This window comes from Actinosynnema sp. NPDC059797, from assembly GCF_042732085.1.
Classification (GTDB): Bacteria; Actinomycetota; Actinomycetes; order Mycobacteriales; family Pseudonocardiaceae; genus Actinosynnema.
In genome coordinates this window covers 1-22,425 of sequence record NZ_JBHWIE010000110.1, presented here as the reverse complement: position 1 = coordinate 22,425, position 22,425 = coordinate 1, and the positions used below count along the sequence as shown (strand labels likewise).

Below are 22,425 nucleotides of genomic sequence, written 5' to 3'. Positions count from 1 at the left end.
CCACCCCGCGCGGGCGGCCGGGGGGCCGCCCGGGACCGGGGGCGTTTACTCCAGGTTGGGCCCGGTCCCCCCCCCGGGGCGCACACGGTCCCGCCCGAACATCACCCCACAGGGGTTCGCGGCAGGCACAATGGGCTGATGCTGCGTGCATCGGCTCGGTTGGCCCTGCTGACCACGGTCCTGGTCGCGACGACCTCCTGCGCCCAGGTGGTGCCGGGCAGGCCCTTGGCGGGCGAGGGCGTCACCAGGGGGACGGTCGACCCCGGTTTCATCCGCGGCACCGACGGCGGCCCGATCGACCAGCTCGCGGCCACCGCCATCACCGACATCAACACCTACTGGGAGGACGCCTTCCCGGACGCGTTCGGCGAGCCGTGGCAGGAGCTGGAGGGCGGGATCTACTCCGTGGACACCGCCGACCCGTCGGCCAAGCCGCCGCCGTGCACGGAGAAGGCCGCCGACGTCGAGGGCAACGCGTTCTACTGCCCCAGCGCCGACGCCATCGCGTGGGACCGGGCGGCGCTGCTGCCGGTGCTCCAGGACCGGTTCGGCGACGCCGCCGTGGTGATCGTGCTGGCCCACGAGTGGGGCCACGCCGTGCAGAACCGGATGGGCATCACGCCCGAGGCCGAGCGCCGCGAGCCGCGGCGGTTCCCGACGATCCTCACCGAGGCGATGGCCGACTGCTTCGCGGGCGCGTTCATCAAGTGGGTGAACGACGGGAAGTCCGAGCACCTGGACATCGGCTCGGAGGTGCTGGACTCGGCGCTGGGCGCGCTGGTCACGTTCCGCGACCCGGTCGGCACCTCGCAGACCGACCGGTCCGCGCACGGCAACGCGTTCGACCGGGTGTCCGCCTTCCAGGACGGCTACCAGCAGGGCACGAAGTTCTGCGCGGGCATGACGGTGGACAACCGGGTGTTCACCCAGCAGGCGTTCACCAACGCCGACGACCGCGACCGCGGCGGCAACCTGCCGTTCGACGAGATCCTGACGGCCGTCACCCAGGACCTCGACCTCTACTACAAGGGCCTGGTCGAGGGCTCGGGCAAGCGGTGGACCGCCCCGAAGACCACGCCCACCGAGCAGGAGCCGGACTGCTCCGGCGACCAGGGGCCGGTGGCGTTCTGCCCGGGCGACGACTCGGTCGAGGTCGAGGTCGAGGAGGACCTGCCCGAGCTGCACGCGGAGATCGGCGACTACGCCACGGGCGTGCTGCTGGCCAGCCGGTACGCGCTGGCGGCGATGGACGCGGTCGGCGCCGAGGTCGAGGGCGCCAGCGCGGCGACCAGCGCGTTGTGCCTGGCCGGCGCGTACACGCGGGAGGTGTTCACCCGGCAGGAGGGCTTCGGCCTGTCCCCCGGTGACCTGGACGAGGCCGTGCAGGTGCTGCTCGCCCACGACTACGCGGCGCGGGACGCCGCGGGCCGGTCGGCGCTGGAACCCGGGTTCAAGCGGGTCGAGGTGTTCCGCGGCGGCGTGCTGGAGGGCGCCGGAGCCTGCGGTTTGTCCTGATCCGCCCGCTCGGCCAAGTAGGGTCTTGGCATGGCTCGACGGGCAGTTCAGGTCACGGCGCTCGCCGCCGTGCTCGCGTTGACCGGGTGCACCCAGCTGGTGGGCGGCGACGCCCGCCCGGAGCGGCCGGACGTCACCAAGGTGGCGGGTCTCGACATCACCACCGGGGAGAGCGGCGCGAAACCGGGCGTGCCCGACGCCGACCTCCGCGTGGAGAACGGCGACGGCGGCGAGATGGACCGGCTGGCCGGCAACGCGCTGGCCGACGTGTCGGAGTACTGGGCCGAGCAGCTGCCGGCCCGGTTCGACGTGCCGTTCGAGCCGGTCAAGCGGCTGGTGTCGTACGACTCGAACGGCCGGGGCGTGGAGATCTGCCGCACGAACACGGCGGGCGTGGCCAACGCGTTCTACTGCTCGCTGGACGACTCGATCGCGTGGGACCGCGGCGAGCTGCTGCCGATGCTGGACGACGCGTTCGGGCCGATGTCGGTGGTGACCGTGCTGGCCCACGAGATGGGGCACGCGGTCCAGTACAAGCTCGGCGACAAGGGCGGCATCACCCAGGCCACGCCGACGATCATCAAGGAGCAGCAGGCCGACTGCTACGCGGGCAACTTCTTCCGGTGGGTGGCCGAGGGGAAGTCGAAGCACTTCCGGATCTCCACCGGGCCCGGGTTGAACCAGGTGCTGGCGACGATGTTCTTCATCCGGGACGCGGCGGGCACGTCGGCGGAGAAGCAGGGCGCGCACGGCAGCGCGTTCGACCGGGTGGCGGCGTTCCAGTTCGGGTTCGCCGGCGACCCGCGGCGGTGCGCGGCGATCGACGAGGCCGAGATCGAGTCGCGGATCACCCAGCAGGTGTTCGCCCAGCAGGACCGGGACACCGGGCAGGGCAAGGGCAACCTGAAGGTCGACGACCCCGAGGCGCTGGAGGCGCTGGAGGAGTCGCTGCGGGAGGCATACAAGCAGACCGGCGCCGTGCCGCCGGAGTTCTCCACGTCCGGGGCCGAGTGCCGGGACGCGGAGGAGACCTCGCCCGCGGCGTACTGCCCGTCGACCAACGCGATCTCGATCGACCTGCCCGACCTGGTGCGGATCGGCACGCCGCCGAAGCGGGGCCAGAAGGGCGGGATCGGCGACTTCGCGGCGTTCGCGGAGATCGCCTCGCGGTTCGCGCTGTCGATCCAGCAGGCGACCGGCTACTCGCTGGAGGGCCCGGCGGCGGGCCTGCGCACCGCCTGCCTGACCGGGGCGTGGGCGGGCACCACGACGCAGGGCTCGGCCCGGCTGAAGCTGTCCTCGGGCGACCTGGACGAGGCGGTGGCGGAGCTGCTGGCGGACGGGAGCCTGATCGCGGCGGACGTGAACGGCACCGTGGTGCCGTCCGGGTTCGCCCGGGTGGAGGCGTTCCGCGACGGCTTCTTCGACGGCTCAGGGCTGTGCACGCGGAAGTACTCGGGCTGACCTGCTCTACCGGGCCTGCTTGACCTGGTGACCTGCTGGTTGTTACCGCCCGGCCAGGTCGAGCAGTGCCCGCATCGTCCCCGCGGGCAGCGCCGGGTTCCCGGCGGCGGCCTCCACCACGCCGGGCTCGTCGCCCAGCAGCAGGTCCTCCAGCAGCGGCGCGGGCAGGTTCGGGTGCCGGGCGGCGGCCCGGCGCACGAACCCCTCGGGGTCGCGGACCAGCCGGGCGACGACGGCGGCGGGCAGGTCGGGTCCGCGCAGGGCGAGCACGCGCCGGTGCGGGTCGGGCGCGTCGGCCAGCCGGGCGAACGCCCCCGGCGGGAAGTTCGGGTGCTCGACGTGGGCCGGCCGGCGCTTCGGGTTCTCGCCGTGCTCGGTGACGAGCCGTTCGAGCACGTGCCCGGGCGTGGCGGGGTCCCGCGCGGCACTGCGCCGCACCTCGACGTCCTCGTGGTCGTGCAGCCGCGCCACCACCTTCGGCGGCAGGTCGGACCGCGCGGCGGACCGCCGGAAGCACGGGATCGGCGAGCCGAGGTGTCGGAGGCGGTCGGCGAGCGGGAGGGTCACGACCCAGTCGACCACCTCGTGGGCCAAGGCCTCCAGGGCGCCCCACGCCTCGTCGGAGGTCTCTTGTTCCGCGACGAGCGCCGCGTGCAGCTCGCGGCGGCGGTCCTCGGGCAGGTCCTGGCGGAGCAGGGCGCGTGAGCGGACCCACGGGCTCGGGTCGGCGGCCACCGCGTCGCGCGCGGCGGGCGGCAGGGCCGGGTGGTCCGCCACCGCCGCGCGCCGGTCCTCGTCGCCCGCCAGGCGGGCCGCGAGTTCGTCGGGCGTCAGGGCGGCGGGGGTGGCGGGCGCGGCAAGGGTGGCGGGCGCCGCGAGAGTGGGCGGCGAAGGGAGAGTGGGCGGCGCGGTGCGGGTGGCGGGCGCTCCGGCGGGCGGCGGCGCGTAGGTCGCAGCGGCTTCCCGGACGCGCGGGTCCGGGTCGGCCGACAGCTCCCGCCACAGCTCGACCGACAGGGCGGACCGGCCCCTGGCCGCCTCGAAGGCCGGGGCGTCGGTGAGCAGCAGCCGCCTCACCACCGCGTCCGGGAGGTCCGGCCGGCGCGCCAGGTCCCCGGCGACCTCGGTCGCGGCGGCGAGCCGCAGCAGGACGTCCGGCGGGGCGGCCGGGTTCGCGGCGAGCCCGGCGAGGGCGTGGCGGAGCAGGCGGTCCACGCCCGGACTGTAGGCGACGCCGGCGGCGGTCAGGTCACCCCGGCAGTCGGCGAGCGACCTCGGCAGCCCACGCCGGCGACATCGGCGCCCGGGGCGCGGCGCCCCGGTGGTGGGGCGCCGCGTCCCGGTCGGCGTCGGGTTCCCGCCCGGTCCCGGGCTCGCCGGTGTCGGGGCCCGGTGTCAGGAACCGGTGTCGGGGTCCGGTGTCAGAACAGGGCGCTGGCGAGGTTCCGCCGGGCCTTGGCCACGCGCTCGTCGTCCGCCGGGAACAGCTCGAACAGCCCCACCAGGTGCTCGCGCACCCGGTCGCGGTCGTCGCCGAACACCCGGCGCACGGTGTCGACCAGGCGCTTGAAAGCCTGCTCGACCTCGTTGGAGGCCACCTCCAGGTCGGCGGCGGCCAGCTGCGCGTCCACGTCGTCCGGGTTCGCGTCGGCCCGCGCCACCGCGTCCTGGTCCAGCGCCTCGGCCCGCGCGGTGAACCTGACCTGCGCCAGGGCCGCCTTGGCCTCGGCGTTGCCGGGCTCGGCCGCGAGGATGGCCTCGTAGGCGGCCTCGGCGGCGGCGAAGTCGCCCTGCTCGAAGGCCTCCTCGGCGGCGGTGAAGCGCGGGTCCTCGGGCTCGGGCACGGGCTCCGCGTCGGTCCGGTTGGCCTCCGCCGCCCTGATGCCGGGCAGCCGGTCGCGCAGGGCGTCCAGCAGGCGGTTGACCCACTGGGCGAACTCGGCGTCCGGCAGCGGGCCGGCGAAGGCGTCGATCGGCTGGCCGCCGGCGACCGCGACGACCGTGGGCACGGACTGCACGCCGAACAGCTGGCCGATCCGCGGGCTTTCGTCGAGGTCGACGCGCGCCAACAGCCACGTGCCGCCGCCCGCCCGCGCCGCGCGCTCCAGGACGGGCGACAGCCTCGCGCCCTCCTGGCTCCACGACGCGTTCAGCTCGACGACCACGGGCACTTCCAGGGAGCGCTCGACCGCGGACTGGAACGTCGCCTCGGTGACGTCGAGGATCCACGGGCTCGGGCCGCCCTGGTCCGGCGTCCCGGGCGCGGTCGGCGGGGTCGGTACGGCGGCGCGCTGCCTCTGGGCGTCGGCTCGGGCCTTCAACGCGCCCAAGTCGACCGCCCCGGACAGCGCGGCGGACAGTGCGGCGGTCTTGCGGGGGTCTGGCCTCGTCACGCTTCCATCCTGGCACGAGATCACCGGTGCCCCGCGCCGGGTCAGTCGGCGAGTTGCCGGACCGGGTCGATGGCCATCGGGTTGGTCCGCATGGCGTCGTTGAGCCGGCCCAGGCGGCGGGCGACCGGGGTCATCAGCCGGGCGAACCGGGCCGTGCGCTCCTCGCCCAGCGCCCGCCACGGCGAGGCCGCCGCCTCGTCGGTGCGGCGCTCGACCTCCTCCCGCAGCGCCCGGCCCGCCGGGGTCAGGCCCTCGGCCAGCAGGCCCCGCGAGCGCAGCGAGTCCACCGCGGCGTCCCACTCCTCTTCCAGCCAGCCGCGGGCCTCGCGCAGGTAGGACGGGGCGAGGTCGCGGTCCGCGCCGAACAGGGCCAGCGCCTCGCACGCGGTCAGGTCGGCGGCCACCAGCGCCGCCACGTGCCCGTCGCCGCGCGACTCGCGCAGCGTCGTGCACGCCTGCCACAGCGCCAGGTGCGGCTCGTCGGGCACGGGCAGCGCCCGGTTGGCCGCGCCGAGGACCCGGCCCTCGGCCGGCGTGGCGGCGGCCGCCTCGACCGCCAGCGCGGCGGCCTCGGCCAGGTCCGGGTCGCCGGGGTCCTCCAGCATCCGCCGCAGCGCGCCGTCCACGCCCTCCAGCCGCGCCGCCAGGAACCGCTCCGGCGGCGCCACCTCCCACGCGTCGGGCAGCGCGCGGGCCACCCGGCGCGGGGCGAAGCTGAAGAACGCGGCGGTGACCACCTCGGGCGACGCGGCGCCCAGCGGGGCGGCGCGCAGGCCGAAGTAACCCATCCAGCCGCCCTTGCACCCGAGCGCGTCGGCCGCCGCGCGCGACTCGGGTGTGAAGTAGATGACGTCGTGGTAGGTCTCGAAGCGCAGCCAGAGGTCCCGGGGCGTCGTCGTCATGGTCGTCAACCTAGCGCCAACTTAGTAGGAAGTCCTACTTCTCGCCGGACGCGAGGTATTGCTCGACCCGCTCCACCTTGGACCGCAGCTGACCCGTGTGACCGGGGCGGATGTCGGCCTTGAGGACCAGGCTGACCCGCGGCGCGGTGGCCTGGACGGCCTCGGTGGCCCTCTTCACCACGTCCATCACCTCGTCCCACTCACCCTCCACCAGGGTGAACATGGCATTGGTCTCGTTGGGCAGGCCCGACTCGCGGACCACGCGCACCGCCTCGGCGACCGCCGCCGCCACGCCGTCGGACTCCCCGCCGAGCGGGCTGACACTGAACGCGACGAGCACTGGTTGCCTCCTGCGAATCGGGTACCCACTGGTAGCTTCGGCGCATGACGTCCCAGCCGCTGCCGTTCGACCCCATCGCGCGCGCCGCTGAGCTGTGGGAGAAGCGGATCGGACCGTCCACGGCGATGGCCGCGGTCACGAGCGTCATGCGAGTACAGCAGATCATCCAGTCCGCCGTGGACACCGCCCTCAAACCGCACGGCCTCACCTTCGCGCGGTTCGAGGCGCTGGTGCTGCTGACCTTCTCCCGCGCGGGCAGCCTGCCGATGCGCGTCATGGGCGAACGCCTCCAGCTGCACCCCACGAGCGTCACCAACATCGTGGACCGGCTGGAGGCCGACGGCCTGGTCCGCCGCACGCCGCACCCCACCGACCGCCGCACCACGCTGGTCGAGATCACCGAGGCCGGGCACGCCCGCCGCGAGGCCGCGACCGAGGCGGTGACGGCGGCGGAGTTCGGGCTGCGCGGGCTGACCGACCGGCAGACCGAGCAGCTCACCGAACTGCTGGCCAGGGTCCGCCGAGCGGTCGGCGACTTCGAGGACTGAGGACGCGACGACCCCTCGCCTTCGGGAGTCCGAGGGGTCTCCGACCTGCGGCTTCGGGGTTGCGGGACCCCGCCGGACCGGACTTCGGCAGGCCGAAATCCCGTGGACGGCCGCGCGCCCGACCGGTCACCCTGAACGGGTGCGCGAGATCAGGGCGTTGATCACGGTCGGCGGGCGGTACGTGGGCGAGGCGGAGCCGTTCGCGGTCGACAGCCCGTGGTGGAACCACGTGGAGCCGGTGACCGCGCACCTGGACCGCGCGCTGGGCGTCACCACCGCCGTGCTGCGCCTGGTCGCCACGACCGGGTCCGCCACGCGCGGCGGCGTGGTCACCTACCAGGTGGAGGCCGACCGGGAGCCCGCCGGGCTGGACCGGAGCGCGGAACTAGAGTTCCCCGACCACCCGCTGAGGCTGCCGTGGGCGAAGCCGGGCGGGCCCGCGGAACTGGTCGCGTGGGCGGCCCGGCACGTGCGGCCGACCGGCAGGCCCGTGCAGGTCAAGACGTGGAACCTGTCCTGCTTGTACCGGTTGCCGACGGACCGGGGCGTCGTGTGGGCGAAGGCCACGCCGCCGTTCCTGGCCGACGAGGGCGAGGTGATCCGGCTGGTGGCGTCGGTCGACCCGGCGCTCGCGCCGGTGCTGCTCGCCGCCGAACCCGGCCGGGTCCTGCTGGCCGAGGCGCCCGGTCACGACTGCTGGCAGCCCTCACGAGACGTGGTCGACCGGGTCGTGCCCCGCTGGGTGGCCGTGCAGGCGGCGCTGGCCGGCGAGCCCCGGCTGCGGGTGCGCGACGTCCAGGTGCCCGACTTCGGCCTGCCGGCGACCCTGCTGCACGGCGACTTCCACCCCGGCAACTGGCGCTCCGGCGGCGTGGTGCTCGACTGGGGCGACGCGCACTGGGGCCACCCGGCGCTGGACGCCGCCCGCCTGGTCGGGTTCGCGGCGCCCGGGTTGCGGGCCGGGATCGAGCGGGCCTGGGTCCAGGCGTGGCTGGAGCACCGGCCCGACAGCGACCCGGCCGAAGCCCTGCGGCACGCCAGGCCGGCGGCGCACCTCGTCGGCGCGCTGGCCTACCAGGAGTTCCTGGACAACATCGAGCCCAGCGAGCGCGTGTACCACGAGGGCGACCCCGAGGCGGAGCGGGAACGCGCCCGGTCCCTGGCGGTCTGAGTCCCGGTCCCCGGCCGCTCCGGTTCCCGGCCGACGGGTCCCCCGCCGCTCCGGTCCCCCGCCGCTCAGTCCCCGGCGGTCCGGGCCTCGTCCAGTCGGCCGGTCCGCGCGGCCCAGCGCTCGAACACGACCGTGCCGAACGGCGGGACGGCCGCGACCAGCGCCCAGACGAGGGTCTTGCGGTCCCACCGCTGCGCCAGCATCAGCGTCACCAGCAGGTAGGCGACGAAGATCGCGCCGTGGACCGGACCGAAGATCTTGACGCCGATCTCGTTCTCGACCACCACGTACTTGAAGAACATGCCGAGCAACAGGCCGGCCCAGGACACGGCCTCGGCCAGGGCCAGGAGGCGGAACCGGCCAACGGGGCTGGAGAGCATGACGACCATTGTGGTCGGTGACCGCGCTCACCAGCCCCCCGGGGTGTCCGGTTCGCCGGTTTCAGTCCTCCCAGCGGAACACCTTGGCCGCGATGAACCCGACCACCAGCGTGAAACCGAGCAGCACGGCGGACGGCACGAGCAGCGCCTCGACGCCCTTGCCGCGCACCAGCACGTCGAGCATCCCGTCGTTCATGTGCCGCAGCGGGAACGCGTACGACACCGACTGGAGCCAGCCGGGCGCGTTCTCCACCGGGAAGAACGTGCCGGACAGGAACGCCATGGGCATGATGATCAGGTTCGCCGCGCCGGACGCCGACTCCTCGGTCTTGCAGAACGCGCCGACCAGCATGCCGACCGCGAAGAACGCCGTGGTGCCCAGGACGAGCAGCGGCAGGGCCAGGTACCAGTGGCCGGTGAGCCGCAGGCCGAACAGCGGCAGCATCGCGACCGCCACGAACACCACGCCCTGGGCGAGCGCCGTGCCGATGGAGACGAGGATGCGCGAGGTGAGCACGGTGGTCGTGCCGACCGGGGCGAGCCGGATGCGGCGCAGCACCTGCTTCTTGCGCCACGACACCAGGGTGAGCGCCGAGCCGAACACGCCGGAGAACGACACCGCCCACGACAGGATGCCGGGCGTCAGGTACTGGATGGGTTTGAGCGAGGCGTCCTCGACCGGCTCGGCCTCCAGGGTGAACGTCGGCGCCACGTTCGCCGCGCCCAGGTTGAGCTTGTCCACCACGCCGGACACGATGCCGACGACGGTGCCCGCGGCGACCTGGTCGCTGGCCGCGAACGCCAGGTCCACCCGGTTGCCGTCCACGACGACCGCGGCGGGCAGGTCCCCCTCGTCGACCGCCTGCCGGGCGGCGTCGGCGCTGTCGTAGCGCTCCAGCTCCAGCGCGCCGGTCTGCTCCAGCGCGGTGAGCACCGGGCCGTCGCCGACCGCGCCGACCTTGGTCCTGTCGTCGCCGGAGTCGCCCAGCAGCAGGCCGAACACGACCAGGAACAGCAGCGGGAACAGGAACACGAAGAACAGGGACATCCGGTCCCGCAGGAAGCCCTTGGCCATGGCCGACGCGAGGCTCTTGAAGGCGGTCACGCGCGGTACTCCCGTCCGGTCAGGTTGAGGAACACGTCCTCCAACGTGGCGGTGCGGACCTGGAGCCCGTCGAGCGTGCCGCGCTCGGCGAGCGCCGACAGGACCGGCGCGGGCCTGCGGGTGGAGATGGTCAGCGACACCTCGTCCTCGTGCGCCTGCTCCACGCCGCTGATCGCGCGGGCGTCCGCCTCGGTCAGCACGCCCTTCTGGAGCACCACGTGGGTCGGCGCGTCGAGGCCGCGGACCAGGGTGGCCGGCGCGTCCATGGCCAGCACGCGACCGCGGTCCATGATGGCCACCCGGTCGCACAGGATCTCGGCCTCGTCGAGGTAGTGCGTCGTGTAGACGATCGTCTTGCCGCGGCCCTGGATCGCGCGCAGCACGTCCCACAGGTTGCGGCGGGCCTGCGGGTCCAGGGCGGCGGTCGGCTCGTCGAGGAACACCACGTCGGGGTCGTGCACGAGGGCGCAGGCGATCGACAGGCGCTGGCGCTGGCCGCCGGAGAGGTGGTTCTCCCGCACGTCGGCCTTGTCGGCGAGGCCGACCAGCTCCAGCATCTCGTCGGCCCTGCGGGAGGACACGCCGTACAGGGAGCCGAACGTCTGGAGCTGCTCGCGGGCGGTCAGCTTCTCGAAGAAGCTGGACGCCTGGAGCTGCACGCCGATGCGGGGCAGCAGCTTGGTGTTGCGCGGCCACGGGTCCTCGCCGAGCAGCGTGACCCGGCCGGAGTCCGCGCGGCGCAGCCCTTCGACGATTTCGAGCGTCGTGGTCTTGCCCGCGCCGTTCGGCCCGAGGATGCCGAAGAACTCACCCTCCGCGACGGTGAACGAAACGCCGTCGACCGCCTTCAGGTCCCCGTAGCTCTTGCGGATGTCCGACACCACGACTGCCGGGATGCGTGCCCCTGTCATGGGCTGGAAGGTAGTTGCGGGGTGGGGCGCGCGAGGGCCGATCGACCTAAGTGGCAGGGGATCGCGACCTTCGTCGCACCCGGCCGTCGCTCTGCGCGCCGCGGCGGTGACGAGGGGTGCTCACGTTGGGCCGGGTGGAGCAGCGGGGGTCCGCCCCCGGCGCCACCGGGTCCCGCCCGTCCCGGGACGGAGTTCCGCTCACCCGGCGAACGCCCAACCGCGTGAACGAGGTGGCCGCGTTCGGCGGTCTACTCGGTGACCTCGGGGTGGGCCCCGGCGTACTGCACCCACACGGTGCGCTTGTCCGTGTCCAGCAGGTACCAGATGCGGTCGCCGTCGGTGACCTCGATCTGCCAACGGGGCAAGGTCTTCCCGTTGTACGTGCCGTGCGCCAGGCTGCCCTTGAGCTGGTGGTGGCGGTCGGTCGGCTTGCCGGCACCCGGACCTGGATCGTTGCGCATGGTCTCCCATGCCTGGCGCAGGTTGCCCGAGGCCCGGGTTTCGAGGTCCTGCCACCCCTTGATCGCCTCGGTGGTGCAGTAGCGGACGCGCCACTCGCCACCGGTGGTCGGCGGGGCGACCGGGTCGCCTTTCTTCGGGCTCACGCGGTGGCTGCCCCCGGCGCGGGGACGTCACCGAGGTCTTCGCCGCCTTGGCGGAGGATCCCGAGGAGTCGCGGATCGGCGTGGACCTCGGCGGTGTGCCGCCACTGGCTGATGAGTTGCGTGACGGGGGCCGGGGTGCCCAGCGAGCCGGCGGCTTCCAGGGTGTCGACGAGTTCGACGACGAATGCCTGCATGTCCTCGCGCGGCAGGAACCGCACCCACGGGAAGGCCGCGGGCATCACGTCGGTCACCAGCTCCCGGACGCCCTCGCTGTGCTGCATCAGCGCCACGAAGAGGGCCGTGGTGGTCGAGACGACCTCGCAGACCTCCTGCGCCCGGCCGGCCGTGGTGAGCACCAGGTCCTCCTCGTCACCGCGGCGGCGCACGAGCAGCGTTCGACTCGGTGACCCCTGGAGCTTGCGGACGGAGTCGGCCGGTTTGTTCGACAGATCGCTGAAGTTGATCTCCGAAGCAGCCGTGGACATAGTTGCAAACTACCTTAAAACTCAAACTGGTGCCAGGTGGTCACGCCTGTGGGTGACAGGTGGTCGTCGTAGCTCTGACCGGCAGGTCGCGGCAGTCCCCCGATGACGAGGACCGCCGATGGAGTCACCCCAACGGCGACGGCGGCGCCGCCCCCGGCCCGGTCCCCCACGCGGCCTCCCCCGCGTTGCCGGTCAACTCGTGCTCCACCGCCACCCCGCCGCGCAGTTCCTCCAGCTCCACCCACACCCGGTCGCGCTCCACGCCGCCCACCCGCAACGACCGCGTGTACCGCAACCGCGACGCGTCGGCGCCCGAAGCCGCCACGACGAGGTCACGCCCGTCCTCCAGGTGCACCACCGCCCGCCCGAACCGGGGCGCGTTGAGCACGAACTGCCCCGTACCCGGCACCACCGGGTACAGCCCCAACGCGCTGAACACGTACCAGGCCGACATGGTGCCCAGGTCGTCGTTCCCGGTCACGCCGTTGGGCGCGTCGACGAACAGCGTCTGCGCCGCCCGCACCACCGCCGAGGTCTTCCAGGGCGCTCCGACGAGGGCGTACATCCACGGCGCGTGCAGGTCCGGTTCGTTGTTGGGGTTGTAGCGGAACTCGTCGTAGTAGTCGTACGGGCCGACGACCCACTTCTCGCGCGCCGTGCGCGCCGGGTCGGCGACCAGGTCCCCGTAGGCGAAGAAGTCGTCCAGCCGGGCCAGCGCCGCGTCGCGCCCGCCCAGCCGCTCGACCAGCCACGCCACGTCCTGCTGCGCCAGCCACTGGTACTGCCAGGCGGTGCCCTCGTGGAAGCCGTCCGGGCCGCGGGCGCTGAACGGGGCCAGCCACGAGCCGTCGCGGAGCCGGGGGCGCGGGAAGCCGGTGAAGCCCCGGTCGGCGATCGACGGGTCCCACAGGGTGCGGTGGTTGAGGCCCCGCCGCCGGAGCGCCGCGGCGTCCTCGTCGTGGCCCAGCGCCGCCGCCATGATCGACAGCGAGGTGTCCGCCAGCGCGTACTCCAGGGTCGCCGACGCGCCGTGGTGCGGGTCGACGTCCTGGCGCTTCTTGGGGAAGTCCCGGTCGTACGGCACGAAGCCCGACGCGAGGTAGCCCGGGTTGCCCGCGCGGCCCTCGAACTGCGACGACGCGGGCGGCACCCCGGTGGCGTTGCGCCACAGCGCCCGGTACGCCCGCTCCTCCAGGCCCTCCAGCGCGCCGAACCGCCACAGGTCCACCAGGAACGGGGTCACCGGGTCGCCCGTCATGGTGTTGGTCTCCTGGTTGGCGTACGCCCAGCGGGGCAGCCAGCCGCCCTGCTCCTCGATCGCCAGCACCGACCGCGCGACGTCCCGCGCCCGCTCCGGCAGCAGCAGGGCCAGCAGCTGGTTGTGGGAGCGGTAGGTGTCCCAGAGCGAGAAGAACTCGTGGTAGGTCCAGCCGTCCGCGTGGTGCACCCGGTCGTCGAAACCCCGGTACCGGCCGTCCACGTCGTTGCCGGTCAGCGGTTGCAGCAGCACGTGGTACAGCGCCGTGTAGAACACCGCGAGGTCCTCGGCGGAGGCCGCGTCCACCTCGACGCGGCCCAGCTCGCGCCGCCAGGTGTCCCGGGCCGCCGCGCGCAGCTCGTCGAACGACCTGCCGCGCGCCTCCCCCAGGTTCTTGACCGCGCCCTCGGCGTCCACGTGGGACAGCGCCGTCGCGGCGGTCACCGGGCCGTCGTCGAAGCGCACCCACTGCCCGCGCAGGCCCGCGCCGCCCTCGGCGCCGCCCCAGTTGCCGGTCGCGCGGAACGGCCGGTCGAACGTCGTGGTGAACCAGGTCGGGTAGGGCCCGCCGCCGCAGAACGCCTGCGCGACCACGGTCCCGGCCAGCGTCCGGTCGTCCACCACCCGGACGCTGCTGGCGAACACCGGTTCCCGGTCGTTGGCCTGGCCCACGTTCACCAGCACGTGCGGCGTCGTGCCCGCCGGGAAGGTGAAGCGCTCCACGCCCACGCGCGTGGTCGCGGTGCACTCGACGGTGATGCCCGACCTGAGCGTCACCCGGTAGTAGCCGGGTTTCCCGACCTCGCCGTCGTGCGAGTAGGCCACGCCGTAGCGGCGGTGGTCGAAGGAGGCCGGCACGCCCCCGGTGGGCAGGACCGACACCAGGCCGCCCTGCTCGCCGCAGCCCGCGCCGGACAGGAAGAAGTGCCCGAACCCGCGGATCACCGGGTCGTCGTAGCGGTAGCCCGCGTAGTGCGAGCCGATCGGGCTGGAGTGCGCCAGGCCGAACGGCATCGACGCGCCCGGGAACGTGTTCCCGTCGTCCTGCGTGCCGATGAACGTGTTGACGTGCTCCACGGGGTCCACGTCAGCCCACCGCCAGGGCGAACACGTGGAGGGTCCCGCCGGTGACCGTGGCGGGCAGCGTCACCGACCGCACCCGCCTGCCGGGGTCCAGCGCTATCGGCGCGGTGGCGAACACGTGCACGTCCATCGACTGGGACTCGCCGCCGGTGCTGTTGCGGTACGGGGTGGTGGCCACGATCCGATTGTCGAACGACGGCGGCAGGTTCGCCGCCCCGCCCAAGGCCCAATCGGAGAACCCGACCGCCGCGCTCCGGGTGGTCCCGTCGTCGTAGGTGACGGTGAGCGTGCCGGACGCCTCGCCGTTCGCCGCGCTGCCCAGCAGGCCGAGCCGGGTCGCGCCGGGCGCGTCGACCGACACGACCTCGCCGGAGGCGACGACGTTGTCCGCCTCGCCCACCGGGGACGTCGGCCACGTGTAGGAGAGGCCGTCGGAGGTGACGGTGGCGCCGGGCGCGAGCCCGGCATCGGCGAGGGCGTCGCGCGAGTAGCTCCACCCGGCGCCGTCGAAGTTGCCTGCCGCCTGGTCGTCGTCCGGTGACGTGCCGGTGTTGTCGAACGCCGCGCGCAGGCTGCCCGGCTCCGCCACCAGCACGGTGGCGGTGGCGCGTCGGCCGTCGGAGAACTCGATCGGGACCCGGTGGGTCCGCTCGGCGGTGCCGGGCGCCACGGCGAGCGCCACCGGCTCCGAGCCGCGGCCCCCGGCAGGCACCTCGACCTGCCCGGACGCCGGGGTCAGGGTGATCCCGGCGGGCGGCCGGGCGGTCCACGACACCGCGGCGGCCCGCCCGGAGAGGTCCTGCGCGCCGACGGTCAGCGTCCCGGCGCCGCCCGCCGGGACGACCGGCCGGCCGGGTTCGACGAACGCCAGGCGCGGCGCCTCGCCCTCCCGGAACGACGGCGGCGCGTCGGCCGGGCCCGTGCCCCAGCCGGTCGGCGTGGCGGAGAGCGAGAACCCGACCTCGCCGCCGCGCGCGACCACCGACTCGGGCAGCCAGGTGCGGCCCTGCGGGCGGCCGTCGAGGGTGAGGCCGGAGACGTAGCGGCCCTCGCCGGTCGCCCGGATGGTGATCGGGCCGGCGCCGGGCCGGGTGATCACGGCCTCCTCGAACAGGGGGCTGTTCACCACCAGCTCGGCCCGGCCCGGGATCGCCGGGTACAGGCCCAGCGCCGCCCACACGTACCAGGAGGACATCTGGCCGAGGTCGTCGTTGCCCGACAGGCCGTCGGGTCCGGGGCCGAACAGCTCGTCGAGCGCGCGCCGGACCACCTCCTGGGCCTTCGCGGGCGCGCCCGCCCAGTTGTAGAGCCACGGCGTGTGCATGGTGGGCTCGTTGCCCAGGAACGCGTGCGGCTCCTCCGGCCCGGCGTTCAGCTCGGTGAAGAAGCGGTCCAGGCGCTCGCGGACCGCCGCGTCCCCGCCCATGGCGGTGAACAGGCCGCGCGCGTTGTACGGGACCATCCACGTGTACTGGGCGGCGTTGCCCTCGACCCAGTGGTCCGGGCTCGCCGGAGAGAACGGCTCCACGAACGAGCCCTCGCGGTCGCGCGGCTGGGTGTGCCCGGTGGCCGGGTTGAACAAGTTCTGCCAGTGCTGGGCGCGCCGCATGAACGTCCGCCAGGTGGCGCCGTCGCCCAGCCGGCGGGCCAGCTCGGCGATGGCGAAGTCCGCGGTGGTGTACTCCAGGGTGGTCGCGGGCGGACCCCACACGTCCGGCGCGCCCACGGGCACGTAGCCGAGGTCCAGGTACTCGGCGAGCCCGGGGCGCTCCACGTGGCCCTGGGTCGGCTGCGTGGCGCCGCGCAGCATCAGCAGCAGCGCCTTGGCGGCGTCGAAGTCCCTGGCGCCGAACGCGTACGCGGTGGACACCATCACGTGGTAGGGGTCGCCGACCATGACGCCGGTGTAGCCGTTGGCCACCGTCCAGCGGTCCCACGCGCCGCCCTGCTCGGCGAACGAAGCCATCGAGCGGACCATGTCCGATGCCTCGGCGGGCGCGAGGAGCGACAGCAGCTGCATCTCGCTGCGGTAGACGTCCCAGCCGGAGAAGTTCGTGTAGACCGCGTGGCCGGGTTCGGCGGTGTGCACGCGGCCGTCGAAGCCCGGGTAGCGGCCGTCGGCGTCGGAGAAGACGTTGGGCTGGAGCAGCGAGTGGTACAGCGCGGTGTAGAAGGTGGTGCGCCGGGCGTCGGTGCCGCCGGTGACCCTGATCCGGCCGAGCCGGTCGTTCCAGGCCCGCCGGGCGGCGTCGCGCACCTCGTCGAACGAGCGGTCGCCGCTCTCCGCGCGCAGGTTCGCCCGCGCGCCCTCGACCGACACGAACGACACCCCGACGCGCATGGTCACGTCCGGGTCGTCGAACGTCACCCACCCGCCCGAACCGGGGCCGGAGACCGCGGTGTCGAGACCGGCGACCTCCCGGGGCCGGTGCTGGGACGCAAGCGTTTTCGGGGCGTCGCCGAGGCCGTCCCCGACCCCGTCGCGCAGGCCCGAACCGCCGCGCTCGGTCGACCGGCCGGGCGTGACCGCGCCGTTCTTCCAGGTGCCGACCGAGGCGAACGGCTGGTCGAACACGGCGTGGAAGTGGATCCGGTAGCGGTGGTCGGCGCCGCAGAACCGGCCGCTGGTCGCCCAGCCGCTGATGCTGTCCGAGCCGATGGTGATCTCGGCGTCGTCGGTGCCCGAGATCGAGCCGGAGGTGTTGACCAGCAGCGTGGACGTCGCGCCGCCCGGCCAGGCGAACCGGCCGACGCCGGTGCGCCGCGTGGCGGTCAGCTCGACCTCCGCGCCGTTGTCCAGCGCGACCCCGTAGTGGCCGGGGCTCGCCCGCTCGGCGTCGTGGGAGAAGGTCGAGGCGTAGCGGGACGGGTCGGTGGCGGGCGACGTGGTGACCTCGCCGACGAACGGCATGACCGGGACGTCCTGGTACGTCGAGCACCCCGCGCCGGACAGGTGCGTCAGGCTGAAGCCCTTGATCCGGTCGTCGTCGTAGGAGTAGCCGCCGTGCTGGTGGGTGACGGTGTCCGGGCTCCACTGCACCATGCCGAACGGCACGTCGGCGCCCGGGAAGGTGTTGCCCGCGCCGCCGCCGGTGCCGTGGTCGTCGCCACCGGGCCGGGTGCCGACGAACGGGTTCACCCAGCGGGCGAGGTCCTCGGGCTCGGCTCGCGCCGTCGTGGGCGGTGCGACCGCCAGGCCGGATAACGCCACCACCGTCGTCAGCAGTGCCAGGGCTGTCCGCACGAGCCGCCTCCTCGTTGACAACGCTGTCCACGAACTACGCGTAATCGCATACTCGCGGAGAGTGCCGGGGCGGCGTCAACCCCGTGGCCGACTGTTGTCCGGTTCGAGACAAGGCCGGGCGTTGACATCCGTGAACACGGGGTGTGTGATTCGCGCACTATGACAACGTTGTCCGCGAGCGGTGCGGCAGGCACGCGCAAGGTCCGGCGCGCCACGATGAACGACGTGGCGCGGCTGGCCGGCGTGAGCATCAAGACCGTCTCCCGCGTGGTGAACGACGAGGCGGGCGTCCACCCGGCGACGGCCGAGCGGGTGCTGGCGGCGATCGACCAGCTCGGCTTCCGGCGCAACCTCAGCGCCCGCAACCTGCGGCGCGGCTCGTCCACCGGCACCATCGGCCTCGTGCTGGAGGACGTGGGCAACCCGTTCTACTCGGGCGTGACGCGCGCGGTCGAGGAGATCGCGCGGCTGCGCGGCAGGCAGGTCATCACCGGCTCGTCGGACGAGGACCCGGCGCGCGAGCGCGAGCTGGCGCTGGAGTTCTGCTCGCGCCGGGTGGACGGGCTGCTGGTGGTGCCCGCCGGCCTCCAGCACGGGTACCTGGTGCCGGAGATGCGCGCCGGGACGCCGGTGGTGTTCCTGGACCGGCCGGCGGGCGACGTGGTGGTGGACACCGTGCTGGTGGACAACGTCGGCGGCACGGTCGAGGCGGTGGCGCACCTGGCCTCGTCCGGGCACCGGCGGATCGCGTTCCTCGGCGACTCGCCGGACATCTTCACCGCCAACGAGCGCCTGCGCGGCTACCGCGAGGGGTGCGCGCGGTCGGGCATCGGCTACCACGAGTCGCTGGTCGTCATGGGCCCGCACGACGAGGCGTCGGTGCGCGCGGCGCTGGCCGGCCTGCGGGACCTGGCCGACCCGCCGACCGCGGTGGTGACCGGCAACAACCGGATCACCGTGCACGCCCTGCGCGCGCTGGCCGGCGCGCCGTCGAGACCCGCCCTGGTCGGCTTCGACGACTTCGAGCTGGCCGACCTGCTGTCACCCCCGGTGACCGTGATCGCGCACGACGCGAGCGCGCTCGGCAAGGCGGCGGCGGACCTGCTCTTCGCCCGGCTGGACGGCGACGGCTCACCACCGCGCCGCGTCGTGCTGCCGGTCCGGTTGGTCGCCCGTGGATCAGGAGAGGTGCCCGCACCATGAGTTCCGAATGAGTTCCGACAACCTGCCCGTCGCGCTGCCCGCCAACCAGCCGCGCCAGTTCTACCGCGGCGGCGCGGCGATCGCGGCGCTGCGGGACGCGGACGTCGCGGACGCCGGGCCCGAGGACTGGGTCGCGTCGACCACCACCCAGTTCGGCAAGGACGAGGCCGGGCTGTCCCGGCTGCCCGACGGCCGCCTGCTGCGCGACGCGGTGGCCGCCGACCCCGTGGCGTGGCTGGGCGAGGAGCACGTGGCGGAGTTCGGCGCGGACACCGCGCTGCTGGTGAAGCTGCTCGACGCGGGCCAGCGGCTGCCCGTGCACTGCCACCCGTCCAACGCCTTCGCCGCCGAGCACTTCGGCTGCCGGCACGGCAAGACCGAGGCCTGGGTGGTGATCGGCACGACCGGCCCGGATCCCGTGGTGTACCTGGGTTTCCGCGAGGACGTGCCCCCGGCCGTGGTCGCGGGCTGGGTGGCGGGCCAGGACTCGGCGGCGATGCTGGGCGCGCTCAACCCGATCCGGGTCTCCCCCGGCGACGCGGTGTTCGTGCCCGCGGGCGTGCCGCACGCGATCGGCGAGGGCGTGTTCATCGTCGAGCTCCAGCAGCCGACGGACTTCTCGATCACGCTGGAGTGGCGGGGGTTCCTGGACGGCCCCGAGGCCGGGCACCTCGGCCTCGGCTACGACAAGGCGCTGGCCTGCGTGGAGCGCCGCGCCCAGTCCGCCGACGACCTGGTGCGCCGCACCCGCGCGCTGACCGGCGCGTCGGTGGACCTGCTGGTGCCGGCGGCCGCCCCGTTCTTCCGCGCCGACCGGCTGCACGTGTCGGGCTCGGCGGCGCTGGAGCCCTCGTTCTCCGTGCTGGTGGTGCTGGAGGGCGCCGGCACGGTCGGTCCCGTCGCGCTGCGCCGGGGCAGCACCGTCGTCGTGCCGCACGCGGCGGGCGAGGTCGTGGTGACCGGCGACGTGGTCGCGATCCGGTGCAGGCCGCCGGAGGTGTCGAACCCGAGGAGCTGATGACATGGCGATGCCGCTCTTACAAGCACGGGAGTTGGTGAAGCGGTACGGGAGTGTGGAGGCGTTGCGCGGTGCGTCGTTCACCGCGCACGCCGGCGAGGTCGTCGCGCTCATCGGCGACAACGGGGCCGGCAAGTCGACCCTGGTGAAGTGCCTGTCCGGCGTCGAGCGGCCGGACGCCGGCGAGGTCCTGTTCGACGGCTCGCCGGTCTCCCTCGACTCGCCCCTGGCCGCCCGCGCGCTGGGCGTCGAGACCGTCTACCAGGACCTGGCGGTGGCGCCCGACCTGGACCCGGCGGCCAACCTGTTCCTGGGGCGCGAGCTGCGGCGGGGCGGGCTGCTCGGCAGGCTGGGCGTGCTGGACCGGCGGGGGATGCGGCGGCGGGCGGCGGCCGAGTTCGAGGGGCTCGGCGTGGTGCTGCCCAGCGCGGACGTGCCGATCGGGGCGCTGTCGGGCGGCCAGCGGCAGAGCGTGGCGGTGGCGCGGTCGGTGGTGTGGGCGAGCCGGCTGGTGTTCATGGACGAGCCGACCGCGGCGCTGGGCGTGGTGCAGCGGGAACGCGTGCTCGACGTCGTCCGGCGGGTCCGCGACCGGGGCGTGGCCGTGGTGCTGATCAGCCACAACATGCCCGAGGTGCTGGCCGTGGCGGACCGGGTGGAGGTGCTGCGGCTCGGCCGCCGGGTGGCGCGGTTCGAGGCGGCGTCCACCACGGTCGAGGAGCTGGTCGGCGCGATGACCGGCGCGCTCACCCAGGAGGAGCCGTGAAGCGGCTGCTCGCGGTGAACGCGCTGTGGACCGGCCTGGTGCTGGTGGTGCTGGTCGCGGTGTTCGGCGCGCTGCGGCCGGACGCCGTGCTGACGGTGTTCACCCTCCAGACGACGCTGGTCGAGACGTCCGTGCTGCTGGTGCTCGCGGTCGGCATGACCTACGTGATCGTCACCTCCGGGATCGACCTGTCGGTGGGGTCGGTGCTGGTGTTCTCCGGCGTCACCTCGGCGATGGTCATGAACGCCCTCAACGGCGGCGACGCGACCGAGGCGGGCTGGGGCACGGTGGCCGTCGGCCTGGCGGTCGCCCTCGGGTCGGGCGCGGCGTGGGGCCTGCTGAACGGGCTGCTGGTGGCGCGCGCCGGCCTGCCGCCGCTGATCGTGACGCTCGGGTCGTTCGGCGCGGCGCTGGGGGCCGGGCAGCTGCTGTCCAACGGCTCCAACGTCAGCGGCGTGCCGACGGTGCTGGGCAACGGCCTGGGCACCGGGACCTGGTTCGGCGTGCCCAACCTGGTCCTGGTGGCCGCCGCGGTGACCGCGGTGGGCGCGCTGGTGCTGGGCGGCACGGTGTTCGGGCGGCACACGTACGCGATCGGCTCCAACGAGGAGGCCGCCCGGCGGGCGCGCATCCCGGTGACCAGGCGGCTGGTGCAGGTCTACCTGCTGGCGGGCGTGCTGGCCGGGTTGGCGGGGTTCATGGCGCTGGCCTACTTCCGGGTCGCCTCGATCACCGGGCACGACACGGACAACCTCAACGCGATCGCCGCCGTGGTGCTGGGCGGCACGAGCCTGTTCGGCGGCACCGGTTCGGTGGTGGGCACGGTGCTCGGCGTGTTCATCCCGGCGGTGCTGCGCAAGGGGTTCGTGATCGTCGGCGTGAACGTGTACTGGCAGCCGATCGCGGTGGCGCTGGTCCTGGTGGCGGCCGTGTGGTTCGACCAGTCGAGGCGGAAGGCGAGGAACAGGCGCTAGGGAAGGGGAGGACATGTCAGCGAAGACGGTTGCTCTGGTCTCGGCGGCGGTGCTGCTCACGGCCTGCGGCGGCGGGCAGATAGGCGACACCGGCGGCGACGGGGACGCCAGGCGGGTGGTGCTCATCCCGGGGGTGGCCGCCGAGCCGTTCTACATCTCCATGGAGTGCGGCTTCCGCGAGGCGGCGACGGCGGCCGGGTACTCGGTCGACGTGCAGGCGCCCGCGAAGTTCGAGTCGACGCTCCAGACGCCCATCGTGACGGGCGTGCTGGCGAACAAACCGGGCGCGGTGCTCATCGCGCCGACCGACGACAAGGCCATGGCCGGGCCGATCCGGCAGCTCGCGGACGCGGGCATCGAGGTCGTCGAGGTCGACACGAGGCTGGAGGACACCTCGATCGCGGCGTCCACGGTCTCGTCGGACAACGAGCAGGGCGGGCGGCTGGCCGCCGAGACCCTGGCCCGCCTGGTCGGCGACCGGACCGGGTCCGTGCTGGTGCTCAACACCAAGGCGGGCACCTCCACCACCGACGCGCGGGCGGCCGGGTTCGAGGAGGAGGTCCGGAAGCACCCCAACCTGCGCTACGTGGGGCAGCAGTACACCGACAACGAGCCCGACCAGGCGGCGTCCAAGGTGACCGCGACGCTGGCCGCGAACCCCGACCTGATCGGCGTGTTCGCGACCAACCTGAACACCGGCGAGGGCGCGGCGACCGGTCTGCGCAACGCGGGGAGGACGGGCGCGGTGAACCTGGTCGGGTTCGACGCCTCGCCCAAGCAGGTGGCGGACCTGCGGGCCGGGGCGGTGCAGGCGCTGATCGCGCAGGACCCGGCGACCATCGGGCGCGTGGGCGTGGAGCAGGCGGTGGCGGCGCTGGAGGGGCGCGAGGTGCGGCGGGAGGTGGAGACGGACCTGGTGGCGTTGACGAAGGACGACATGGAGGCCAAGTCGCAGTACTTCTACAAGCAGAGCTGCTGACGCGGGCGCGGCCGGGGGGGGGGCCCCCCGCGCGGCCCACGTAAGTTTTTGGCAGCACAGAGGTAATAGAAAACCAGGTGG

Annotated in this window: 20 protein-coding genes; 9 read left to right on the top strand and 11 right to left on the bottom strand. The window is 74.0% G+C overall.

The genetic code is table 11. From position 1 onward, the window contains the following. The first annotated feature begins 138 nt into the window (after nt 1-138). Nucleotides 139-1,515, top strand: a complete 1,377-nt coding sequence (locus ACFV4N_RS23245) for a neutral zinc metallopeptidase (protein ID WP_499674678.1) — start codon at nt 139-141, stop codon at nt 1,513-1,515. A 30-nt stretch (nt 1,516-1,545) separates the two neighbouring features. Continuing rightward, nucleotides 1,546-2,979: a neutral zinc metallopeptidase gene (locus ACFV4N_RS23240; RefSeq protein ID WP_499674677.1), complete on the top strand. Its 1,434-nt coding sequence runs from the start codon at nt 1,546-1,548 to the stop codon at nt 2,977-2,979. A 42-nt stretch (nt 2,980-3,021) separates the two neighbouring features. Here the strand turns inward: ACFV4N_RS23240 and ACFV4N_RS23235 are convergent, their stop codons facing one another. The 4 genes from ACFV4N_RS23235 to ACFV4N_RS23220 all read right to left on the bottom strand — a co-directional run bounded on the left by ACFV4N_RS23235 (nt 3,022) and on the right by ACFV4N_RS23220 (nt 6,614). Next, nucleotides 3,022-4,194 (bottom strand): hypothetical protein, encoded by a 1,173-nt coding sequence (locus ACFV4N_RS23235; RefSeq protein WP_499674676.1) that lies wholly within the window; start codon nt 4,192-4,194, stop codon nt 3,022-3,024. Nucleotides 4,195-4,400: 206 nt separating this feature from the next. Next, entirely contained in the window at nt 4,401-5,372 is a 972-nt protein-coding gene (locus ACFV4N_RS23230) for a co-chaperone YbbN (protein WP_499674675.1), read from the bottom strand. Between the two features lie 41 nt (nt 5,373-5,413). After that, complete coding sequence (locus ACFV4N_RS23225) at nt 5,414-6,274, bottom strand: SCO6745 family protein (protein ID WP_499674674.1); 861 nt, start codon at nt 6,272-6,274, stop codon at nt 5,414-5,416. 34 nt (nt 6,275-6,308) lie between these two features. Next, entirely contained in the window at nt 6,309-6,614 is a 306-nt protein-coding gene (locus ACFV4N_RS23220) for an MTH1187 family thiamine-binding protein (protein WP_499674673.1), read from the bottom strand. A gap of 44 nt (nt 6,615-6,658) precedes the next feature. Here ACFV4N_RS23220 and ACFV4N_RS23215 point away from each other — a divergent pair, with 44 nt between their 5' ends. Then, on the top strand, nt 6,659-7,162 hold the full coding sequence (locus ACFV4N_RS23215) for a MarR family winged helix-turn-helix transcriptional regulator (RefSeq protein ID WP_499674672.1): 504 nt from the start codon (nt 6,659-6,661) through the stop codon (nt 7,160-7,162). Nucleotides 7,163-7,301: 139 nt separating this feature from the next. After that, nucleotides 7,302-8,333: a phosphotransferase gene (locus tag ACFV4N_RS23210; protein ID WP_499674671.1), complete on the top strand. Its 1,032-nt coding sequence runs from the start codon at nt 7,302-7,304 to the stop codon at nt 8,331-8,333. 65 nt (nt 8,334-8,398) lie between these two features. Here ACFV4N_RS23210 and ACFV4N_RS23205 read toward each other — a convergent pair whose 3' ends face one another. The 7 genes from ACFV4N_RS23205 to ACFV4N_RS23175 form a co-directional block, all read right to left on the bottom strand. Further along, complete coding sequence (locus ACFV4N_RS23205) at nt 8,399-8,713, bottom strand: DUF3817 domain-containing protein (RefSeq protein ID WP_499674670.1); 315 nt, start codon at nt 8,711-8,713, stop codon at nt 8,399-8,401. Between the two features lie 61 nt (nt 8,714-8,774). Continuing rightward, nucleotides 8,775-9,818, bottom strand: coding sequence for an ABC transporter permease (locus ACFV4N_RS23200; protein ID WP_499674669.1), 1,044 nt, complete (start codon nt 9,816-9,818; stop codon nt 8,775-8,777). Next, entirely contained in the window at nt 9,815-10,729 is a 915-nt protein-coding gene (locus ACFV4N_RS23195; protein ID WP_499674668.1) for an ABC transporter ATP-binding protein, read from the bottom strand. Before ACFV4N_RS23195 ends, ACFV4N_RS23200 begins: the two co-directional genes overlap by 4 nt. Before the next feature lie 248 nt (nt 10,730-10,977). Continuing rightward, on the bottom strand, nt 10,978-11,334 hold the full coding sequence (locus ACFV4N_RS23190) for a hypothetical protein (RefSeq protein WP_499674667.1): 357 nt from the start codon (nt 11,332-11,334) through the stop codon (nt 10,978-10,980). Continuing rightward, nucleotides 11,331-11,819: a hypothetical protein gene (locus ACFV4N_RS23185; RefSeq protein WP_499674666.1), complete on the bottom strand. Its 489-nt coding sequence runs from the start codon at nt 11,817-11,819 to the stop codon at nt 11,331-11,333. The genes ACFV4N_RS23190 and ACFV4N_RS23185 overlap by 4 nt, the downstream gene beginning before the upstream one ends. Before the next feature lie 124 nt (nt 11,820-11,943). After that, nucleotides 11,944-14,163 carry a GH92 family glycosyl hydrolase gene (locus ACFV4N_RS23180; RefSeq protein ID WP_499674665.1) on the bottom strand — a complete coding sequence of 740 codons (2,220 nt, stop codon included), beginning with the start codon at nt 14,161-14,163 and terminating at the stop codon, nt 11,944-11,946. A 1-nt stretch (nt 14,164) separates the two neighbouring features. Then, on the bottom strand, nt 14,165-17,404 hold the full coding sequence (locus ACFV4N_RS23175; RefSeq protein ID WP_499674664.1) for a GH92 family glycosyl hydrolase: 3,240 nt from the start codon (nt 17,402-17,404) through the stop codon (nt 14,165-14,167). Nucleotides 17,405-17,620: 216 nt separating this feature from the next. On the opposite strand from ACFV4N_RS23175, the gene ACFV4N_RS23170 reads away from it, so the two are divergent. The 5 genes from ACFV4N_RS23170 to ACFV4N_RS23150 are packed head-to-tail and all read left to right on the top strand — an operon-like array spanning nt 17,621 to nt 22,344. Further along, nucleotides 17,621-18,607 (top strand): LacI family DNA-binding transcriptional regulator, encoded by a 987-nt coding sequence (locus ACFV4N_RS23170; RefSeq protein ID WP_499674679.1) that lies wholly within the window; start codon nt 17,621-17,623, stop codon nt 18,605-18,607. A gap of 7 nt (nt 18,608-18,614) precedes the next feature. After that, nucleotides 18,615-19,625 carry a class I mannose-6-phosphate isomerase gene (locus ACFV4N_RS23165; RefSeq protein WP_499674663.1) on the top strand — a complete coding sequence of 337 codons (1,011 nt, stop codon included), beginning with the start codon at nt 18,615-18,617 and terminating at the stop codon, nt 19,623-19,625. Between the two features lie 4 nt (nt 19,626-19,629). Continuing rightward, nucleotides 19,630-20,391 carry an ATP-binding cassette domain-containing protein gene (locus tag ACFV4N_RS23160; RefSeq protein WP_499674662.1) on the top strand — a complete coding sequence of 254 codons (762 nt, stop codon included), beginning with the start codon at nt 19,630-19,632 and terminating at the stop codon, nt 20,389-20,391. Then, nucleotides 20,388-21,365 (top strand): ABC transporter permease, encoded by a 978-nt coding sequence (locus tag ACFV4N_RS23155; protein ID WP_499674661.1) that lies wholly within the window; start codon nt 20,388-20,390, stop codon nt 21,363-21,365. Before ACFV4N_RS23160 ends, ACFV4N_RS23155 begins: the two co-directional genes overlap by 4 nt. A gap of 13 nt (nt 21,366-21,378) precedes the next feature. Continuing rightward, complete coding sequence (locus tag ACFV4N_RS23150; protein ID WP_499674660.1) at nt 21,379-22,344, top strand: ABC transporter substrate-binding protein; 966 nt, start codon at nt 21,379-21,381, stop codon at nt 22,342-22,344. Nucleotides 22,345-22,425: the final 81 nt, after the last annotated feature.

Excerpts from the sequence above, each read along its gene's own strand:
- ACFV4N_RS23245 (WP_499674678.1), top strand. The coding sequence starts at position 139 with ATGCTGCGTGCATCGGCTCGGTTGGCCCTGCTGACCACGGTCCTGGTC.
- ACFV4N_RS23240 (WP_499674677.1), top strand. The coding sequence starts at position 1,546 with ATGGCTCGACGGGCAGTTCAGGTCACGGCGCTCGCCGCCGTGCTCGCG.
- ACFV4N_RS23225 (WP_499674674.1), bottom strand. The coding sequence starts at position 6,274 with ATGACGACGACGCCCCGGGACCTCTGGCTGCGCTTCGAGACCTACCAC.
- ACFV4N_RS23215 (WP_499674672.1), top strand. The coding sequence starts at position 6,659 with ATGACGTCCCAGCCGCTGCCGTTCGACCCCATCGCGCGCGCCGCTGAG.
- ACFV4N_RS23205 (WP_499674670.1), bottom strand. The coding sequence starts at position 8,713 with ATGCTCTCCAGCCCCGTTGGCCGGTTCCGCCTCCTGGCCCTGGCCGAG.
- ACFV4N_RS23195 (WP_499674668.1), bottom strand. The coding sequence starts at position 10,729 with ATGACAGGGGCACGCATCCCGGCAGTCGTGGTGTCGGACATCCGCAAG.
- ACFV4N_RS23185 (WP_499674666.1), bottom strand. The coding sequence starts at position 11,819 with ATGTCCACGGCTGCTTCGGAGATCAACTTCAGCGATCTGTCGAACAAA.
- ACFV4N_RS23170 (WP_499674679.1), top strand. The coding sequence starts at position 17,621 with ATGAACGACGTGGCGCGGCTGGCCGGCGTGAGCATCAAGACCGTCTCC.
- ACFV4N_RS23165 (WP_499674663.1), top strand. The coding sequence starts at position 18,615 with ATGAGTTCCGACAACCTGCCCGTCGCGCTGCCCGCCAACCAGCCGCGC.
- ACFV4N_RS23160 (WP_499674662.1), top strand. The coding sequence starts at position 19,630 with ATGGCGATGCCGCTCTTACAAGCACGGGAGTTGGTGAAGCGGTACGGG.
- ACFV4N_RS23150 (WP_499674660.1), top strand. The coding sequence starts at position 21,379 with ATGTCAGCGAAGACGGTTGCTCTGGTCTCGGCGGCGGTGCTGCTCACG.